18 protein-coding genes are annotated in these 16,139 nt (G+C 66.9%); 13 read left to right on the top strand and 5 right to left on the bottom strand.

Annotation, left to right across the window (positions count from 1 at the left end):
* Positions 1–92: 92 nt before the first annotated feature.
* Positions 93–830: a 16S rRNA (uracil(1498)-N(3))-methyltransferase gene (locus tag CKW06_RS18225; RefSeq protein WP_005414248.1), complete on the bottom strand. Its 738-nt coding sequence runs from the start codon at positions 828–830 to the stop codon at positions 93–95.
* Entirely contained in the window at positions 821–2,212 is a 1,392-nt protein-coding gene (gene bioA / locus CKW06_RS18220; RefSeq protein ID WP_032964373.1) for an adenosylmethionine--8-amino-7-oxononanoate transaminase, read from the bottom strand. Before bioA ends, CKW06_RS18225 begins: the two co-directional genes overlap by 10 nt.
* Positions 2,213–2,289: 77 nt before the next feature.
* Here bioA and nudE point away from each other — a divergent pair, with 77 nt between their 5' ends.
* From nudE to CKW06_RS18170, 10 genes are all read left to right on the top strand, one after another.
* The gene (gene nudE / locus CKW06_RS18215; protein WP_024958141.1) at positions 2,290–2,853 is read left to right on the top strand and encodes an ADP compounds hydrolase NudE; all 564 of its coding nucleotides are present in this window, start codon (positions 2,290–2,292) and stop codon (positions 2,851–2,853) included.
* A complete protein-coding gene (gene cysQ / locus CKW06_RS18210) occupies positions 2,850–3,653 on the top strand; it encodes a 3'(2'),5'-bisphosphate nucleotidase CysQ (protein ID WP_024958142.1) in 804 nt (267 codons plus the stop codon). Before nudE ends, cysQ begins: the two co-directional genes overlap by 4 nt.
* 13 nt (positions 3,654–3,666) lie before the next feature.
* Positions 3,667–4,506, top strand: coding sequence for a nucleoside triphosphate pyrophosphohydrolase (gene mazG / locus CKW06_RS18205; RefSeq protein WP_012481040.1), 840 nt, complete (start codon positions 3,667–3,669; stop codon positions 4,504–4,506).
* A complete protein-coding gene (locus CKW06_RS18200) occupies positions 4,503–4,832 on the top strand; it encodes a YnfA family protein (RefSeq protein WP_005410706.1) in 330 nt (109 codons plus the stop codon). Before mazG ends, CKW06_RS18200 begins: the two co-directional genes overlap by 4 nt.
* Before the next feature lie 125 nt (positions 4,833–4,957).
* Positions 4,958–5,260 (top strand): Mpo1-like protein, encoded by a 303-nt coding sequence (locus tag CKW06_RS18195; protein ID WP_024958143.1) that lies wholly within the window; start codon positions 4,958–4,960, stop codon positions 5,258–5,260.
* 66 nt (positions 5,261–5,326) lie between these two features.
* On the top strand, positions 5,327–6,286 hold the full coding sequence (locus CKW06_RS18190) for an SPFH domain-containing protein (RefSeq protein ID WP_024958144.1): 960 nt from the start codon (positions 5,327–5,329) through the stop codon (positions 6,284–6,286).
* Between the two features lies 1 nt (position 6,287).
* Positions 6,288–6,731, top strand: coding sequence for an NfeD family protein (locus tag CKW06_RS18185; protein ID WP_024958145.1), 444 nt, complete (start codon positions 6,288–6,290; stop codon positions 6,729–6,731).
* Positions 6,732–6,875: 144 nt separating this feature from the next.
* Positions 6,876–7,988: a glycine cleavage system aminomethyltransferase GcvT gene (gene gcvT / locus CKW06_RS18180; RefSeq protein ID WP_024958146.1), complete on the top strand. Its 1,113-nt coding sequence runs from the start codon at positions 6,876–6,878 to the stop codon at positions 7,986–7,988.
* Positions 7,989–8,081: 93 nt separating this feature from the next.
* Entirely contained in the window at positions 8,082–8,477 is a 396-nt protein-coding gene (gcvH, locus tag CKW06_RS18175) for a glycine cleavage system protein GcvH (RefSeq protein ID WP_005410701.1), read from the top strand.
* Positions 8,478–9,251: 774 nt separating this feature from the next.
* Entirely contained in the window at positions 9,252–9,746 is a 495-nt protein-coding gene (locus tag CKW06_RS18170) for a hypothetical protein (protein ID WP_024958147.1), read from the top strand.
* Between the two features lie 119 nt (positions 9,747–9,865).
* Here CKW06_RS18170 and CKW06_RS18165 read toward each other — a convergent pair whose 3' ends face one another.
* Positions 9,866–10,759: a LysR substrate-binding domain-containing protein gene (locus tag CKW06_RS18165; RefSeq protein ID WP_024958148.1), complete on the bottom strand. Its 894-nt coding sequence runs from the start codon at positions 10,757–10,759 to the stop codon at positions 9,866–9,868.
* A gap of 114 nt (positions 10,760–10,873) precedes the next feature.
* On the opposite strand from CKW06_RS18165, the gene CKW06_RS18160 reads away from it, so the two are divergent.
* A complete protein-coding gene (locus CKW06_RS18160) occupies positions 10,874–11,632 on the top strand; it encodes an SDR family NAD(P)-dependent oxidoreductase (protein ID WP_012481034.1) in 759 nt (252 codons plus the stop codon).
* Between the two features lie 99 nt (positions 11,633–11,731).
* On the opposite strand, the gene CKW06_RS18155 is transcribed toward CKW06_RS18160, so the two are convergent.
* Positions 11,732–13,132: a serine hydrolase domain-containing protein gene (locus CKW06_RS18155; protein WP_005410697.1), complete on the bottom strand. Its 1,401-nt coding sequence runs from the start codon at positions 13,130–13,132 to the stop codon at positions 11,732–11,734.
* A gap of 324 nt (positions 13,133–13,456) precedes the next feature.
* Here CKW06_RS18155 and CKW06_RS18150 point away from each other — a divergent pair, with 324 nt between their 5' ends.
* Complete coding sequence (locus tag CKW06_RS18150) at positions 13,457–14,746, top strand: NTP/NDP exchange transporter (RefSeq protein ID WP_171974398.1); 1,290 nt, start codon at positions 13,457–13,459, stop codon at positions 14,744–14,746.
* A 42-nt stretch (positions 14,747–14,788) separates the two neighbouring features.
* Positions 14,789–15,139 (top strand): DUF1304 domain-containing protein, encoded by a 351-nt coding sequence (locus CKW06_RS18145; protein WP_024958150.1) that lies wholly within the window; start codon positions 14,789–14,791, stop codon positions 15,137–15,139.
* Between the two features lie 500 nt (positions 15,140–15,639).
* On the opposite strand, the gene CKW06_RS18140 is transcribed toward CKW06_RS18145, so the two are convergent.
* Positions 15,640–16,107, bottom strand: a complete 468-nt coding sequence (locus CKW06_RS18140) for a hotdog fold domain-containing protein (protein ID WP_024956325.1) — start codon at positions 16,105–16,107, stop codon at positions 15,640–15,642.
* Positions 16,108–16,139 lie beyond the last annotated feature (32 nt).

The raw sequence follows: 16,139 nt of genomic DNA, 5'->3' as shown, positions 1-16,139 counted from the left end.
GCCGGTCGGGTTCCCGGTAGTGCCGGCCGCTGGCCGGCAACCTCATGATCCCTTGGATGCCGGCCAGCGGCCGGCACTACCACCAATCAACCTTACCCCAGGTCGCCCAACCGCGCCTGCAATGCCGCGATCGCGGCCAGCCCGGCGGTCTCCGTGCGCAGGATGCGCGGCCCCAGCTGCAGGCCCTGGAATCCTGCCGCTGCCAGCTGATCCCGGTCGCGCGGCGACCAGCCGCCTTCCGGGCCGATCGCGATCACGATGCCGCCCGTCGGCGCCGCGTCGAGCGTCGACAGGCGATGGGCACCGTGCGGGTCCAGCGTCAGCCGCAGCGTATCGGCCGGCAGCGTCGCCGCCGCCTGCGCCAATGACACCGGCGAGCCCACCTGCGGAATGCGCGCGCGCCCGGACTGGCCGCAGGCCGAGGTCACCACGTTGTTCCAGTGCGCTACGCGCTTCTCCGCGCGCGCGGCATCCAGCTTCACTTCGGTGCGCTCGGCATTCACCGGAACGATGGCGCTCACGCCCAGCTCGGTGGCCTTCTGCAGGATCAGGTCCATCTTCTCGCCTCGGGCAATGCCCTGCAGCAGAGTGATCGCCAGCGGCGATTCGTTGTCCACCGCCTGCACCGCATCGATGCGCACCTGCACCTCGCGCTTGCCGGCGGCAGTCAGCGTGGCGCTGTAGTCGTGGCCATCGCCGTTGAACAGCACGCAGGTATCACCCTCGCGCAGGCGCATCACCCGCACCAGATGGTTGGCCGTCTCTTCCGGCAGGGTCACGGTCTGGCCGCTGTGCAGCGCCAGGTCGATGGGGCAGCGGGTCACGCGCATGCAATCGCCTCGTCAATCGCCGCCAGCGTGGTATGTGCCAGCAGCTCCAGTTGTTCGTCATCCACGCAGTAGGGTGGCATCCAGTACAGCACGTCGCCCAGCGGACGCAGCACCACGCCACGTTTCAGCGCAGCCTTGTAGGCGTGCAGGCCCAGTCGCAGCGCCGGATCGAACGGCGTGCGCTTGTTGCCATCCCGCGACAGCTCGAAGGCCACCACCATGCCGGCCTGGCGGACGTCGGCCACGTGCGGATGGTCGCTCAATGGCGCAGCCAGCGCGCCCATCACCGAGGCGATGCCACGGTTGCGGGCGATCACATCGTCGTCGCGGAAGATGTCCAGCGTCGCCAGCGCAGCCGCGCAGGCCAGCGGGTTACCGGTGTAGCTGTGCGAGTGCAGGAACGCGCGCTCGCGCGAGTCGTCGAGGAACGCGTCGTACAGGGCCTGCGTCGCCAGCACGGCGGCCAGCGGCAGGAAGCCGCCGGTCAGGCCTTTCGAGAGGCACATCAGGTCTGGCATCACTCCGGCCTGCTCGCAGGCGAACAGGGTGCCGGTGCGGCCGAAACCGGTGGCGATCTCGTCGGCGATCATGAATGCACCGTGCGCATCACACAGTTCGCGCACCCGCTGCAGGTACACCGGGTCATGCATGCGCATGCCGCCCGCGCACTGCAGGCGTGGCTCCAGGATCACCGCACAGATCTCGCCCGGATGCTGGTCGAACAGCGTAGCCAGGCCATCGGCGGCCTGGCGCGCGCGATCCGCGGCGCTCTGGCCGGGCTCGGCCAGGTAAGCGTCAGGCGACGGCGCGAACAGCCCTTCGGCCAGCAGCGGCGCATAGACGCGGCGATACAGCGGGATGTCACCCAGCGCCAGCGCGCCCAGGGTCTCGCCGTGGTAGCCGTTCTCCAGTGCGATGAAACGCGTGCGCCGCGGTTCCCCACGGTTCTGGAAATACTGGAAGGTCATCTTCAGCGCCACTTCCACGCCGGCGGAGCCGTTGTCGGCGTAGAACACCTTGGCCAGCGGTTCGCGGCCAGGCTGGCGCGGGGCCAGCGCCAGCAGGCGTTCGGCCAGGGTGATGGCTGGCTCATGGCCGAAGCCGGCCAGCATCACCTGTTCCAGCTGCGTGGCCTGGGCGGCGATGGCGCCACCGATGCGCGGTTCGGCATGGCCGAACAGGTTGGTCCACCAGCTGCTGACCGCATCCAGGTAGCGATTGCCATCGTGGTCGATCAGCCAGGCACCTTCGCCGCGGGCGATCGGCACCAGCGGCAGGGTGTCCGGGTGTTCACGCATCTGCGTGCACGGGTGCCACAGCACCTGCAGGTCGCGTTGCCGCCAGTGCTGGGCCAGCGGGGAGGGGGTTGGGTCTGCTAGCATTTCGGGCTCATGAACATGTTGCTGCCTGCACATTCTATCGGCCCCGGCGCAGGCGCCGGCCGCCGCGGAGATTCCGCATGAACGATGACCGTGCCGGCCGTCGCTTGCCGATCATCCATCGGATCACCGATGAGGAGAACGGTCCCTTCCAGCGCCAGCATCTGGACCTGGAGTTCTCCAACGGCGAACGCCGCCGCTTCGAGCGGCTGGTCAGCCGTGGCCATGGTGCGGTGGTAGTGGTGCCGATGCTCGACGACGAGACCGTGCTGCTGGTACGTGAATACGCTGCCGGCATGCACCGCTACGAACTGGGGCTGGTCAAGGGCCGGATCGACGCCGGCGAGACCCCCGAGCAGGCCGCGGACCGCGAACTGAAGGAAGAGGCCGGTTATGGTGCGCGCCGGGTAGACGTGCTGCGCGCGATGACCCTGGCCCCCACCTACATGAGCCACCAGTCGTGGCTGGTGGTGGCGCGCGACCTGTACCCGGAAAAGCTGGCCGGCGACGAGCCGGAAGAACTGGAAGTCATCCCGTGGAAGCTGGCCGAGCTGGACCAGCTGATGCTGCGCGAGGACTTCTCCGAGGGACGCTCGCTGGCGGCGCTGTTCATCGCCCGCCAGTGGCTGCAGGGATTGCGATGATCAAACTGACCACGGACCTGCGCGAGACTGCCATCGCCATCGCCCAGGAAGCCGGACAGGCCATCATGCAGGTCTATGCCGATGGCTTCGACGTGCAGATCAAGGACGACAACAGCCCGGTCACCAGTGCCGACCTGGCGGCCAACCAGGTCATCGAGCAGGGCCTGCAGCAGCTGACCCCGGACCTGCCCATCCTGTCCGAGGAATCGGCGCAGGTGGGCTGGGAGCAGCGCCGCCACTGGGGTGCCTACTGGCTGGTCGACCCGCTCGACGGCACCCGCGAGTTCGTCAAGCGCAACGGCGAATTCAGCGTCAACATCGCGCTGATCTACCAGGGCGCACCGGCCTTCGGCGTGGTGCTGGCCCCGGTGACCGGCATCGTCTGGCATGCCATGCGTGGCGAGCTGGCCTATCGCCGGCAGGGCCTGCACGACACCGTGCTGCGCACCCGCACGCCGGCCACCGCCCCGCTGCGCGTTGCCGCCAGCCGTTCGCACCGCTCGCCGGAAACCGAGGCGCTGCTGGCGCGCATGGGCCGCATCGAGACCATCGCGCAGGGCTCGTCGCTGAAATTCTGCCGGATCGCCGAAGGCGGCCTGGATGTCTACCCTCGGCTGGGCCCGACCTCCGAATGGGATACCGCTGCCGGCCAGTGCGTACTGCACGCCGCCGGCGGTGCGGTACTGTCGGCCGCGACCGGCAAGCCGTTCCGCTACAACCGCCGCGAAACCCTGTTGAACGGTGATTTCATTGCCCTTGGTGATACCAGCCTGCCATGGCGCGACTGGTTGTCCGACTGACCCTGGAGGCCGCATGAGCGCGCACGACACCCCCACCACCGGCAGCGCCGCCGCCCACGAGCTGGAGCGCCTGCTGGCGATCATGGCGCGCCTGCGCGACCCGCAGGGCGGCTGCCCTTGGGATCTGGAGCAGAACTTCGCAACCATCGCGCCGTACACCATCGAGGAAGCCTACGAGGTGGCCGATGCGATCGACCGTGGCGATCTCGACGATCTCTGTGACGAGCTGGGCGACCTGCTGCTGCAGGTGGTGTTCCATGCGCGCATGGCCGAAGAGCAGGGGGCCTTTGCCTTCGCCGAGGTCGCACGCGCGATCAGCGACAAGATGCAGCGCCGTCACCCGCACGTGTTCGCCGACGTGAGCGTCGACGATGCCGACGGCGTGACGCGCAACTGGGATGCGATCAAGCGTGCCGAGCGTGCCGCCAAGGGCGAGCAGGACACCTCCGCGCTGGCCGGCATTTCGCGCGGGCTGCCGGAATGGCAGCGGGCGGTGAAGCTGCAGTCGCGTGCGGCCAAGGTCGGCTTCGACTGGCCCGGCCCGTTGCCGGTGCTGGACAAGGCGGCCGAGGAACTGCAGGAACTGCGCGAGGAGTTCGAGCGCGGCGATATCGCCGGCAACAAGGTGCGGCTGCAGGAAGAACTGGGCGACCTGCTGTTCGTCTGCGCCAACCTGGCCCGCCATGCCGACATCGACCTGGGTGCGGCGCTGCGCGGGGCCAACCACAAGTTCGAACGCCGCTTCCGCGCGATGGAAGCGCAGGCCGACGCGCAGGGTGGGGCGCTGGCTGCGATGAGCCTGGATGCGCAGGAAGCGCTGTGGCAGCACGCCAAGGCAGCAGAAAAAGCGTGAAGACGCTTGGCCTGTTCCTGCTGACCGCGCTGGCCGAGATCGTCGGCTGTTACCTGCCATGGTTGTGGCTGCGCAAGGGAGGCAGCGTCTGGCTGCTGCTGCCGGCCGCGGCCAGCCTGGCCCTGTTCGCTTGGCTGCTGACTCTGCACCCGACTGCCAGTGGACGGGTCTATGCCGCCTACGGTGGCGTGTACATCGGCACCGCGCTGTTCTGGTTGTGGTTGGTCGACGGCATCCGCCCCAGCCGCTGGGACCTGCTGGGCGCTGCGCTGTGCCTGGCCGGCATGGCGGTGATCATGTTCGGGCCGCGCACCTCATCAGGGTAGCGCCGGGCCATGCGTGGCTGCGCCTCCTTCCGACCGCGCTGGCGCGCGCAAGCCGGGCCTAGCTCGGCGCCACAAGGTCAGCGATGGTGCATGATGGCGACGACCCTGGTTCCCGGAGCACGCGCATGTCCCGCTTCGCCAGCTTCCGCGAGTTCTATCCGTTCTACCTCAGCGAGCATCGCCACCCGGTGTCGCGCCGCCTGCATTTCATCGGCAGCTGCGGCGTACTGCTGCTGGTCGCGGCGGCGATCCTGCGTGGGCAGCCGGTGCTGCTGCTGGCTGCCCTGGTCTGCGGTTACGGCTTCGCCTGGGTTGGCCATTTCTTTTTCGAGAAGAACCGCCCGGCCACCTTCCAGCACCCGCTGTACTCGTTCATGGGCGACTGGGTGATGTTCGCCGACATCCTGCGCGGGCGCATGCCTTGGTAGCTCCGCTGTGAATGCGGCCTTCACGCGCTATGCTGGGGCCTGGACGTCATAGATAAGGAAAGCAAGATGTTCCCGACCATGTTCTTTACCGTGGTGCTGGCCTTCGTGGCCGTGGTGATCCTGTTCAAGGCGGTGCGGATGGTGCCGCAGGGGTACGAATGGACCGTCGAGCGCTTCGGGCGCTACACGCACACCATGACCCCCGGCCTGCACTTCCTGATTCCGATCGTGTACGGGGTCGGGCGCAAGGTGAACATGATGGAGCAGGTGCTGGATGTACCCAGCCAGGAAGTGATCACCAAGGACAACGCCGCCGTGCGCGTGGATGGCGTGGTGTTCTTCCAGGTACTGGATGCCGCCAAGGCTGCCTATGAGGTGGCGAACCTGGAAGTGGCGATGATCGCCCTGGTGCAGACCAACATCCGTACCGTGATCGGTTCGATGGACCTGGATGAATCGCTCAGCCAGCGCGAGGTGATCAATGCCCAGCTGCTGAGCGTGGTCGACCATGCCACCAATCCTTGGGGCGTGAAGGTCAACCGCATCGAGATCCGCGACATCCAGCCGCCGCGCGACCTGCTGGATGCGATGGCGCGGCAGATGAAGGCCGAGCGCGAGAAGCGCGCGCAGATTCTAGAGGCAGAGGGTTCCCGCCAGTCGGAGATCCTGCGTGCCGATGGCGAAAAGCAGGCCACCGTGCTGGAGGCCGAAGGCCGTCGCGAAGCTGCGTTCCGCGATGCCGAGGCGCGCGAACGCCTGGCCGAGGCCGAAGCGATGGCGACCAAGGTGGTGTCGGCGGCGATTGCCGAGGGCGACGTGCAGGCGATCAACTACTTTGTTGCGCAGAAGTACGTGGAAGCGTTCAAGGAGCTGGCCAGTTCGCCGAACCAGAAGCTGGTGCTGATGCCGATGGAGGCCAGTGGCGTGATCGGTTCGATCGCCGGCGTGGCCGAACTGGCGAAGCAGGCGCTGGCCAGCCAGTACAACAAGGCCGCCGGCAAGCGGCCGCCGCCGCTCGGAGGCTGACATGCGTTGGGAAGTCGTCGGTTGGGGCGCGCTGGCGCTGCTGCTGTTTGCCGCCGAGGCGTTGGCGCCCGGGGCGTTCATGCTGTGGATCGGCATTGGCGCGGCGGCGGTGTTCGTACTGGTTGCGGTGTTCAGCGGCATTCCATTGCTGTGGCAGGTCGTTGCCTTCGTCGTGCTGAGCGTTGTCTCGATCCAGTGCTACCGGCGCTGGGGCAAGGCAAGGGCGCGACCCAGCGATGCACCGTTGCTCAACCGCCGCGCCGAACAACTGGTCGGACGGGTGGTGCCGTTGCAGCAGGGTATCGTTGGTGGGCAGGGCCGGGTCAGCATCGACGACGCGTACTGGCAGGTCAGCGGCTCGGACCTGCAGGCCGGCAGCCTGGTGCGGGTGGTGGCGGTGCAGGGCAGCACGCTACGGGTCGAGGCTGCAGACCGCCCCCTGTAGAGCCGGACCCGCGCTCGGCGCGCACACGAAGAGCCGCCGAGCATGGGCTCGGCTCTGCAGCTCCGGCGCTGCGCTGCGGCACGCCTGCGGGCGACCGATCTGGGATAATGGGGATTCTTGTTTCCTCTGCTGCCGGACCCGGTCATGACCCAGAAGACGCTGCTCAACGATACCCACCGCGCCCTTGGCGCCAAGATGGTCGATTTCGGGGGTTGGGACATGCCCATCCACTACGGCTCGCAGCTGGACGAGCACCACCTGGTGCGTCGCGAGTCGGGTGTGTTCGACGTCAGCCACATGACCGTGGTCGACCTGCGCGGTGACCAGGTCAAGCCGTTCCTGCGCCGCCTGCTGGCCAACTCGGTCGACAAGCTGAAGGTGCCGGGCAAGGCGCTGTACTCGTGCATGCTGAATCCGCGCGGCGGCGTCATCGACGACCTGATCGTCTACTACCTGGGCGACGATTTCTTCCGCATGGTGGTCAACGCCTCCACCCGCGAAAAGGACCTGGCCTGGCTGCGTGAGCAGGCCGCGCCGTTCGGCGTCAGCGTCGAGCAGCGCCCGGACCTGGCCATCCTGGCCGTGCAGGGCCCGCAGGCGCGCGCGATCGTGATCGGCCTGGCCCGCGAATCCGAGCGCGAGGCGCTGACCAAGCTGGGCCGCTTCGCCGCCCTGCAGGTGCAGTCCGACGACGGCGTCGAGCTGTTCGTCGCCCGCACCGGTTACACCGGCGAAGACGGCTTCGAAATCCTGCTGCCGCAGGACGCGGTGGTCGCGTTCTGGAACCGCCTGCTGGCGGCGGGCGTGAAGCCGGCCGGTCTCGGCGCACGCGACACGTTGCGCCTGGAAGCCGGCATGAACCTGTACGGCCAGGACATGGACGAAGAGATCAGCCCGTACGAAGCGGCGCTGGCCTGGACGGTGTCGCTGGACGAAGGCCGCGACTTCATCGGTCGCGACGCGCTGGAAGCGCAGAAGGCTGCCGGCACAGCACGCCAGATGATCGGCCTGGTGATGGACGAGAAGGGCGTGCTGCGCCATGGCCAGGCGGTGACCACCGCTGGCGGCCAGGGCGAGATCCTGTCCGGCACCTTCTCGCCGACCCTGGCCAAGGGCATCGCTTTTGCCCGCGTGCCCGCCGGTGAACTCGGCGAGGTCACCGTCGACATCCGCGGCCGGCAGGTGCCGGTGCGCGTGGTCAAGTTCCCGTTCGTGCGCGAAGGCCAGGCCCAGCCCGGCGTGCTCGCCGACGCCTGATCCGGACATGCCGGTCGTCACTGACAGCAGTGGCGGCCGGTTGGTTACACTAGCCCCGTTTTTTCCACCCCTGCATATCTCTGGAGCAGTCCCATGAGCGAGATCCCCGGCGACCTCAAGTTCCTCAAGTCCCATGAGTGGGCCCGTGTCGAAGGCAATGGCCGCGTCACCGTCGGTATTTCCGACCATGCCCAGGGCCTGCTGGGTGACCTGGTCTACGTCGAACTGCCGGAAGTCGGCGCCGACGCCAAGGCCGGCGAACAGATCGCCGTCGTCGAGTCGGTGAAGGCCGCCTCGGACGTCTACAGCCCGATCAGCGGCAAGGTTGTCGAGGTCAACTCGGCCCTGTCCGACAAGCCGGAAACCATCAACGAAGATGCCTACGGCGAAGGTTGGATGTTCGTGGTCGAACTGACCAACGCTGAAGAGGTAAACGAGCTGCTGGACCCGGACGCGTACGCCGAAGCCCTGGAGAACGACGACCACTGAGTCGTCGTTTCCGGGTTCTGCAACGGCCACCTTCGGGTGGCCGTTTTTGTTTTGGCGAGTACGTCGGCTCATGACGCAGGGTTTGCTGCGCGCCCTCGACGCGGCATCAGCAGACCCGCGAACGGTACCGAGGGGCGTGCGCAGTTTTGCGCAAATCCGCGTTTCCGCCCCGCGCCGACGCGTCCGGATGTGAAAACTTTTCGCCCCCCGTTGCGGTGCCGTTGTGCTGGCGCTGGTGCCGGCGCCGGCCGGTGCCGGCGTTGCGTGCATGCAGTGGCCGCCAACATGCATGCATCTGCGCAGAGTGCCTATTTCAAGTGGTTTTTGTTCAACGCTTGCGTTGTTGTTGCTGCAGGCAACGCGCGTGCGTGGTGCTTCGTTGGTCGTCGAGGGCGGAGCGTCGCGACCGTGCGGGCAACACCGCGGATGGCGCGGATGTGAAAATTTTTCGCGGGGGTTGTTGACAGTAAAAAAAACCGTGATTAGGTTTCGCCTCAGCAGACCTTGCCTGCCAAACCGAGTGCGCAGAATCAATCGTCCGATGCGAAGCAGCCCCTTCAAGACCACCGCGACCCAGATGACGGTGGACATGGCCCCGCTTCCCCCGGAGAAATGCAAGGCACCTCCCGTTCCGATGCCCGCTCCGCCGATCGAGGCGGGCATTGCCGCATCCGTAACGGCGCGCTTGACGCGCCGGCGGTCCCCGCACGCAGCATCCGCGGGTTTGATCCACCTGGGCGTTTCAACTCCCTATCACTGACGAGGAGCCATCCCATGGCAACCAAGAAAGCTGCGAAGAAAAAGCCCGCCGCCAAGAAGGCGGTGAAGAAGGTCGCGAAGAAGGCCGCTGCCAAGAAGGCAGTGAAGAAGGTCGCGAAGAAGGCGACCGCCAAGAAGGCAGTGAAGAAGGCTGCGAAGAAGGTCGCCAAGAAGGCCACTGCGAAGAAGGCAGTGAAGAAGGCGGCGAAGAAGGTAGCCAAGAAGTCTCCTGCCAAGAAGACCGCGAAGAAGGCCGTCAAGAAGGCCACCAAGAAGACTGCCAAGAAGGCAACGGCCCGCAAGCCGGCCAAGAAGGTCGCGAAGAAGGCGACTGCCAAGAAGGCCGTCAAGAAGACCGCCAAGAAGGCAGTGAAGAAGACCGCGAAGAAGGCCACCAAGAAGGCTGCCCCGAAGAAGGCAGCGAAGAAGGTTGCCAAGCGCAAGCCGGCCGCCCGCAAGAAGAAGGCCGCTCCGGTCGCTCTGCCGGCAACCCCGGCGCCGCTGATCTAAGTACTTCCCGATAGCCGCATCCTGAAACCCCTTCCCTGGCTGCCCAGCGGGGAGGGGGTTTTTTTATGGGGCCATTGGTAGCGTCGAGCCATGCTCGACCGCCTTGCTGACGGTCGATGCTAGCGGTGCGGCGCCGGTGGAAAGCGCTCCACCAGGAAATCGATGAAGCTGCGCAGGCGGGTCGAGGGGTAGCGGTCGTGGGCGTAGACCACGTGCATCGGCCGCCCCGCGTGGCCGTGTTCGGGAAACAGTTGCACCAACCGCCCAGCCTCGACATCCGCGGCCAGAAGCAGTGCCGATTGCAGCACGATGCCCAGCCCATGCAGCGCCGCTGTACGCAGCGCTTCGCCGTTGTTGATCTGCAGTCGACCTGTGGGCACATGGCCGAGCCCGCCAGCATCGGCCTGCAGCCACTGCGCCAGCGCGCTGGGTTCGAAGGACAGGCATTGGTGCCGGGCAAGCGCCAGCAGGTCGGAGGGCGTACCGTGCCGGGCGAGGTATCCAGGCGAGGCGCACATCATCAAGCGATACGGTGCCAATGCACGCGCCACCAGCACGCTGCTGTCGGCCAGCGTGCCGACGCGCAGGGCTGCTTCGAAACCCTCCTCTGCGAGGTCGACCACGCGGTCGGTCAGCACCGCGTCGACACGCACGTCGGGGTAGCGCGCCATGTAATCGGCCAACGCCGGTACCAGCGCATGCGTGCCGAAGATCACCGGCGCGCTGATGCGCAGCGTGCCTGCAGGTGCAAGGTGCTGGTACTGGGCCTGAGCATCGGTTTCCTCCACCAGCCGCAGGATCTCCCGGCAGCGGGCGTAGTAGTCCTCCCCGAACGGCGTCATGTGCTGGCGCCGGGTGGTACGACTGAGCAACTGCATGCCCAGCCGCGCCTCCAACGCACGCAGGTGCTTGCCGGCCATCGTCGGGGAGATGGCCAGTGCTGCCGCCGCAGCGCTGAGGCTGCCCTTGTCCACGATCAGCACGTAGACCTGCATGCTTTCCAGCAGGTTCATCTGACACTCCGGGTGTTGAATGCTGAAACTTTTGCGGAGTTTATCAATCACGGGTGATCAAACAGCATGCACTGCAGGGGCCGGATCCACCGGCCGTGCTGAAAGGAGAACACGATGGATTTGAATCTTGAGGGACGCACAGCGCTGGTCACCGGGGCGGGCAGTGGCATCGGTGCCGCTGTCGCCAGGCAACTGGCCGCGCAGGGCGTACGTGTTGCCATCTCGTCACGGCGGCAGGCACCGCTGCAGGCGCTGGCGGCAGGGATCGAAGCGGCGGGCGCACCCGCGCCGATCATCCTGCTGGGCGATGTCACTGACGCCGGGGACGTGCGACGCATTGCTGACGCGTCGCTGGCGGCGTTGCAGCGGGTGGACATCCTGGTCAACGCGGCTGGCGGTTCGCGGCCAACGACCGTCGATGCAGCCGACACGATCTGGGAGGAGGCATTGGCGCTGAACTTCTCTGCCGCACGACGGCTGACCCAGGCACTGCTGCCGGCGATGCAGGCGCAGGGATGGGGGCGGGTGATCAACTTCAGCGGTTCGATGGAGCCCCGTTCGGTGAATGCCGCCACCGCGGCGAAAGCAGCGCTGCATCTGTGGAGCAAGGGGCTGTCGTCGGAGGTGGCCGGGCAGGGCATCACGGTGAATGCCATTGCGCCGGGTCGGATCAACAGCCCGCAGATCCTGGACCGCCTGCATCCCACCGAGGAAAGCCGACGCGCGTTCATCGCCAGTAACATCCCGATCGGGCGCTTCGGTGAGCCGGAAGAAGTGGCGCCGCTGGTGGCATTCCTCGCCTCGCCGCTGGCCGGTTACATCACCGGTGCGGTGATTCCGGTGGACGGCGGCATGCACTACTTCGCGCATTAGCGCTGCGTTTGTAGAGGCGAGCGTGGCTCGACTCCACAACAACCAACAAAAAGGGCGGCCCGCAGGCCGCCCTTCATGCTCACGGTCCCGCCCGCCTGATCAGCGCGGCGACGCCACCGCGCGGTTGCTGGAAGCGCCCTTGCCCTTGCGCTTGTCCTGCTGCGCCGGGCTCGCGCCTTCGGCCATCAGGTTGTCGCTGCCGAAGTCGGTGTCCACATCCAGCCAGCGCTGTGCCGGCAGGCCGAGCGCGGAATCGAGCACGGTCGGCAGCAGGCCGCTGGGCAGGCCGCTCTCGCCATTCCACATGATGGCGATGCCGAGATCGCGTTCGGGGACCAGCGCGACCAGGCCGCGGTAGCCCTGTACGGCACCGGCATGGAATACCACGTCGTGGCCGGCGTAGTCGAAGGTGCGCCAGCCCAGCGCGTAGCCGGCCGAGTGCAGGCGCTCGCGGCGCCAGCCCGAACGCATCTCGCCGGGGGTGTTGATCAGGCTCGAATGCAGGGTAGCCAGCAACGGTGCCGGCAGCACATCGGGGCGATGGCCGGTGTGCGCCAGCAGCCACTGCGCCATGTCGCTGGCGCTGGCGTTGACGCCAGCCGCCGGGGCAACACGGTAGTAGGTCGGCTTCGGTGTCAGCGACACCCAGCCGTTGCGGCTGCGCACGTGCGGGCGCGCCCAGCGCGAGCTGGCCTGGATGCCGGCCAGGCCGAGGCTGGCATCGTTCATGCCCAGCGGCTTGAAGATGCGGCGCTCGACCGACTGCTCGTAGAAGCTGCCGGAGGCGGCATAGACGACGTCGCCGATCAGGCTGAAGGCCACGTTCTGGTAGGCGTAGCAGTCGCCCGGCAGGCACTTCAGGCTGGTGTTGGCCAGCTTCTGGGTCAGCGCGTAGTACTCGGCGTTGCCTTCGATGTCGCGGTCGTAGGCGTTGTAGGGCAGGCCGACGCGGTGGCTGAGCACATCGGCCACGGTCAGGCGGTCGGTGGCTTCGGGCGAGTTGAGGCGGAAGCCCGGCACGTAGTCGGTGACCTTGCTGTCCCAGCGCAGCGTGCCGTCGTTGACCAGCAGTCCGGCCATGGTGCCGGCGAAGGCCTTGGACAGCGAAGCCAGGCGGAACACGGTGTGGGCGTCGACCGGCAGCGGATTGTTGACGTCAGTGACGCCATAGCCGCGCGCGCTGAGGATGCGGCCGCCCTGCACGATGGCCACGGCCATGCCCGGCACGCGCTCGCCATAGGTGAGCTGCTGCGCCATCGATTCGATATTGGCGACGTTGAAGCCTGCGGCGGGCGCCTGCACCTGCGGCACCAGCCCGGTACGGTAGGCCGCCGGCTGGGTGTGGGCAACAGCGGTGGCCGCAGCGGACTCGATGTTGGCCGGCATCGGCGGCAACGGCGGCGGGGTCTGCGCGGTGGTGGACAAGGCAACAGGCATCAACATGCCCAGCAAACCGGTGGCCGCCGAACGGATCGGACGACGCAGGCTGTTCTTTTTCATCGGTGGGACCCGTGCGCGACTGCTGATGGCGATTCTAGCGCCGCTTTTCCTCTGTGCACAAACAAAGCGAAGATGAATGCGCATCTCGTTGAAAAAGTTGGGATTTTGACGCCTCGAAAGCGTGTATCGGAACGTGTCATCCGGACCCGGTCATGACACCGCGTTGCGGCCTTCAGACGGCCACCTGCTGGCGATGTTGCAGTGCATTGGATAACGTACGCGCTTCACCGCCCCGGAGCCTGCCATGCCGCTGTCCAACCGCCGTCATCTGGCGAGGGACGCCGCGTGAGCGCGGTACGAGGGAAGGGCCCGCTGCAGGGGCTGATGGCGGCACTGCGCGAGTCCCCGGCGCTGTGGTGGTCGTTCCTGTACTTCTTCTGCCTGCTCAGCGGCTACTACGTGCTGCGTCCGGTGCGTGAAGCCATGGCCGCCTCGGCGGACCTGGAAACGGTGTTCCCGCCAATGCTGATTGCCTGGTTCGCCGGTCACGGCATCGCGCTGAAGGACTTCGTCCTGCAGTTCCTGTTCTCCTGCGTGTTCGTGATCATGCTGGTGCTGCAGCCGGTGTACGGCTGGCTGGTCAGCCGCTTCCCGCGACGGGTGTTCCTGCCGGCGGTGTACGGGTTCTTCATCGTGACCCTGCTTGGCTTCTACATGATGTTCGACAGCGGCGTGCCTGGCCGCGGCATGGCCTTCTTCTTCTGGATCACCGTCTTCAACCTGTTCGCGGTGGCGGTGTTCTGGAGTTTCATGGCCGACGTGTTCTCCAACGCGCAGGCGCGGGCGTATTACGGCTACATCGGCGCGGCGGGCACCGTTGGTGCCTTCCTTGGTCCGGTCATCACCAGTGCGCTGGTGCAGCGCGTGGGCATCGCCAACCTGATGCTGGTGTCAGCCGGTTTCCTGGCGATCTGCTTGTTCTGCATCTGGCGCCTGCGGCACTGGGCGGTGCTGCGCGAGCAGGAGCAGCAGTTGGTGTCGGGTGAGAAGCCGATGGGCGGCAGCGTGCTGGATGGCCTGAAACTGATCGTGCGCGAGCCGTTGCTGCGCTGGCTGGCGATCATGGTGGTGTTCGGCGTGGGCGTGGGGACGCTGCTCTACAACCAGCAGGCTGCGATCGTGCGTGCGGCGTTCACTGACCCGGCGGCCAGTACCGCGTTCTTCTCGCGCATCGACCTGGCGGTGAACGCGCTGGCGCTGCTGATGCAGGTGGGCCTGACCCGCTGGCTGCTGTCGCGCCACGGCATCGCGCCGGCGCTGCTGATTCCCGGTTTCGCGATCCTGATCGGCTTCTCGGTTCTGGCAGCCTCGCCGATGCCGTTGATGGTCGCGGTGGTGCAGGTGATGACCCGCGCCAGCGAATTTGCACTGGCCAAGCCGGCGCGCGAGACCATCTACACGCGCGTGGACCGGCAGTGGCGCTACAAGGCCGGCGCAGCGATCGATACCGTGGTCTACCGCGGTGCGGACCTGAGCTTTGCCTGGGTGCACAAGGGCCTGTCATTGTTCGGCTCGCACGTGGTGTTCATCGGCGGCATGCTGGTGGCCGCGTGCATGACCGCAGCCGCGTTCGGTGTACTGCGCGAAGAAAAGAAACTGCCGCGCGACCGCTGATTTTCCGGGGCCCGACCCCCATCCCTGTCCAAGGAACTGCCCATGTACTGGATCGCACTCACCCTGACGTTGCTCGTCGCCCTGCTGCACGTCTATTTCCTGGTGCTGGAGATGTTCCTGTGGGCCCGCCCGCTGGGCCTGAAGACCTTCCGCAACACGCCGGAGAAGGCGGAGACCACGCGGGTGCTGGCGGCCAACCAGGGCCTGTACAACGGCTTTCTGGCAGCAGGCATCGTGGTGGGGCTGGTGATCGGGCAGCCGGTGCTGGTGACGTTCTCGCTGGCCTGCGTGGTGGTGGCAGGGTGCTATGGCACCTACAGCGTGAGCCGGCGTATTTTCATGATCCAGGCGGTGCCGGCGATCCTGGCGCTGGTGTTTCGCGCGGTGGCGTAGTTCCCAGCCAACGGCGCAGCCCCTCGTGGGTTGGTCGCGGAATGCGGGTCGTGGATCTGGCCGGGCGGATGGGCTGGGCAGGGGACGCCGTAAACCCGTCCCTGGGGGCTTGGCCGCGGCATCCATGCCGCGGACACCCCTGCCCAGCCCATCCGCCCGACCCCGGACAGGTTCCGTGTGCGGCCAGCCCACGGAGAAGAAAAAGAAGATCAAGAGCAACAGCGGGTCGCTGCGCTCGTGGGTTCTGCGCGCACGAAAAAAGCGGCCAGTGGGCCGCTTTTGCTTTTGTTCTTATTTTTTTCTTGCGTGGGTGGACGCCGCAGAAATCTGTCAGAGGCTGGGGGCGGTGAGTTCGCGGGGGTGTCCGCGGCATGGATGCCGCGGCCAAGCCCCCAAGGACGGGTTCACGGCGTCCCCCGCGAACTCACCGCCCCCAGCCAAACCAAGGCTTTCCGCGATCAACCGTCCACCCACGAGGGGCTGCGCCGTTCGCCGGAACACTACTTCGCCGGCGACATCCACATGTCGATGACCGCGCTGAACACCTCCGTCCCCGCGCGGTCGCGCACACTCACCGTCACCGGCAGTGCATAGCCCTCGGCAGCGGCCACGATCGGCTGGGCCGGCAATGCCACCGCCTGCAGCGTGCCGCGCGCCTTGGCCAGGTACTGCACCTGCATCCCCTTCGGAATCCAGCGCATGCCCTTCGGCAGCGAGGCGTCAACCATCAGCCCGGCGGTCAGTTCGGCCAGGTTGCACATCGCGATCGCGTGCACCGTGCCGATGTGGTTGCGCACCCTGCGGCGGTCGGCCAGCGTGCCTTCGCAGCGGCCGTGTTCCAGGCGGGTGATGCGCGGCGCGATGCTGGCGAAGTAGGGCGCCTTGAAACACACCGCGCGTGAGAACAGCCAGGTGCCGGCGGGCCAGCGCTGCAGGCGGTTGTAGAGCGAGAGCAGGGGCGTGGACATGGTCGGTGTTCCGGTCGTCGGATAGAGCGACG

This window comes from Stenotrophomonas maltophilia (genome assembly GCF_900186865.1).
In the GTDB taxonomy this organism is placed as follows: Bacteria; Pseudomonadota; Gammaproteobacteria; order Xanthomonadales; family Xanthomonadaceae; genus Stenotrophomonas; species Stenotrophomonas maltophilia.
Note: the sequence above shows the minus strand (reverse complement) of the source record. Positions and strands in the feature narration are given on the sequence as shown.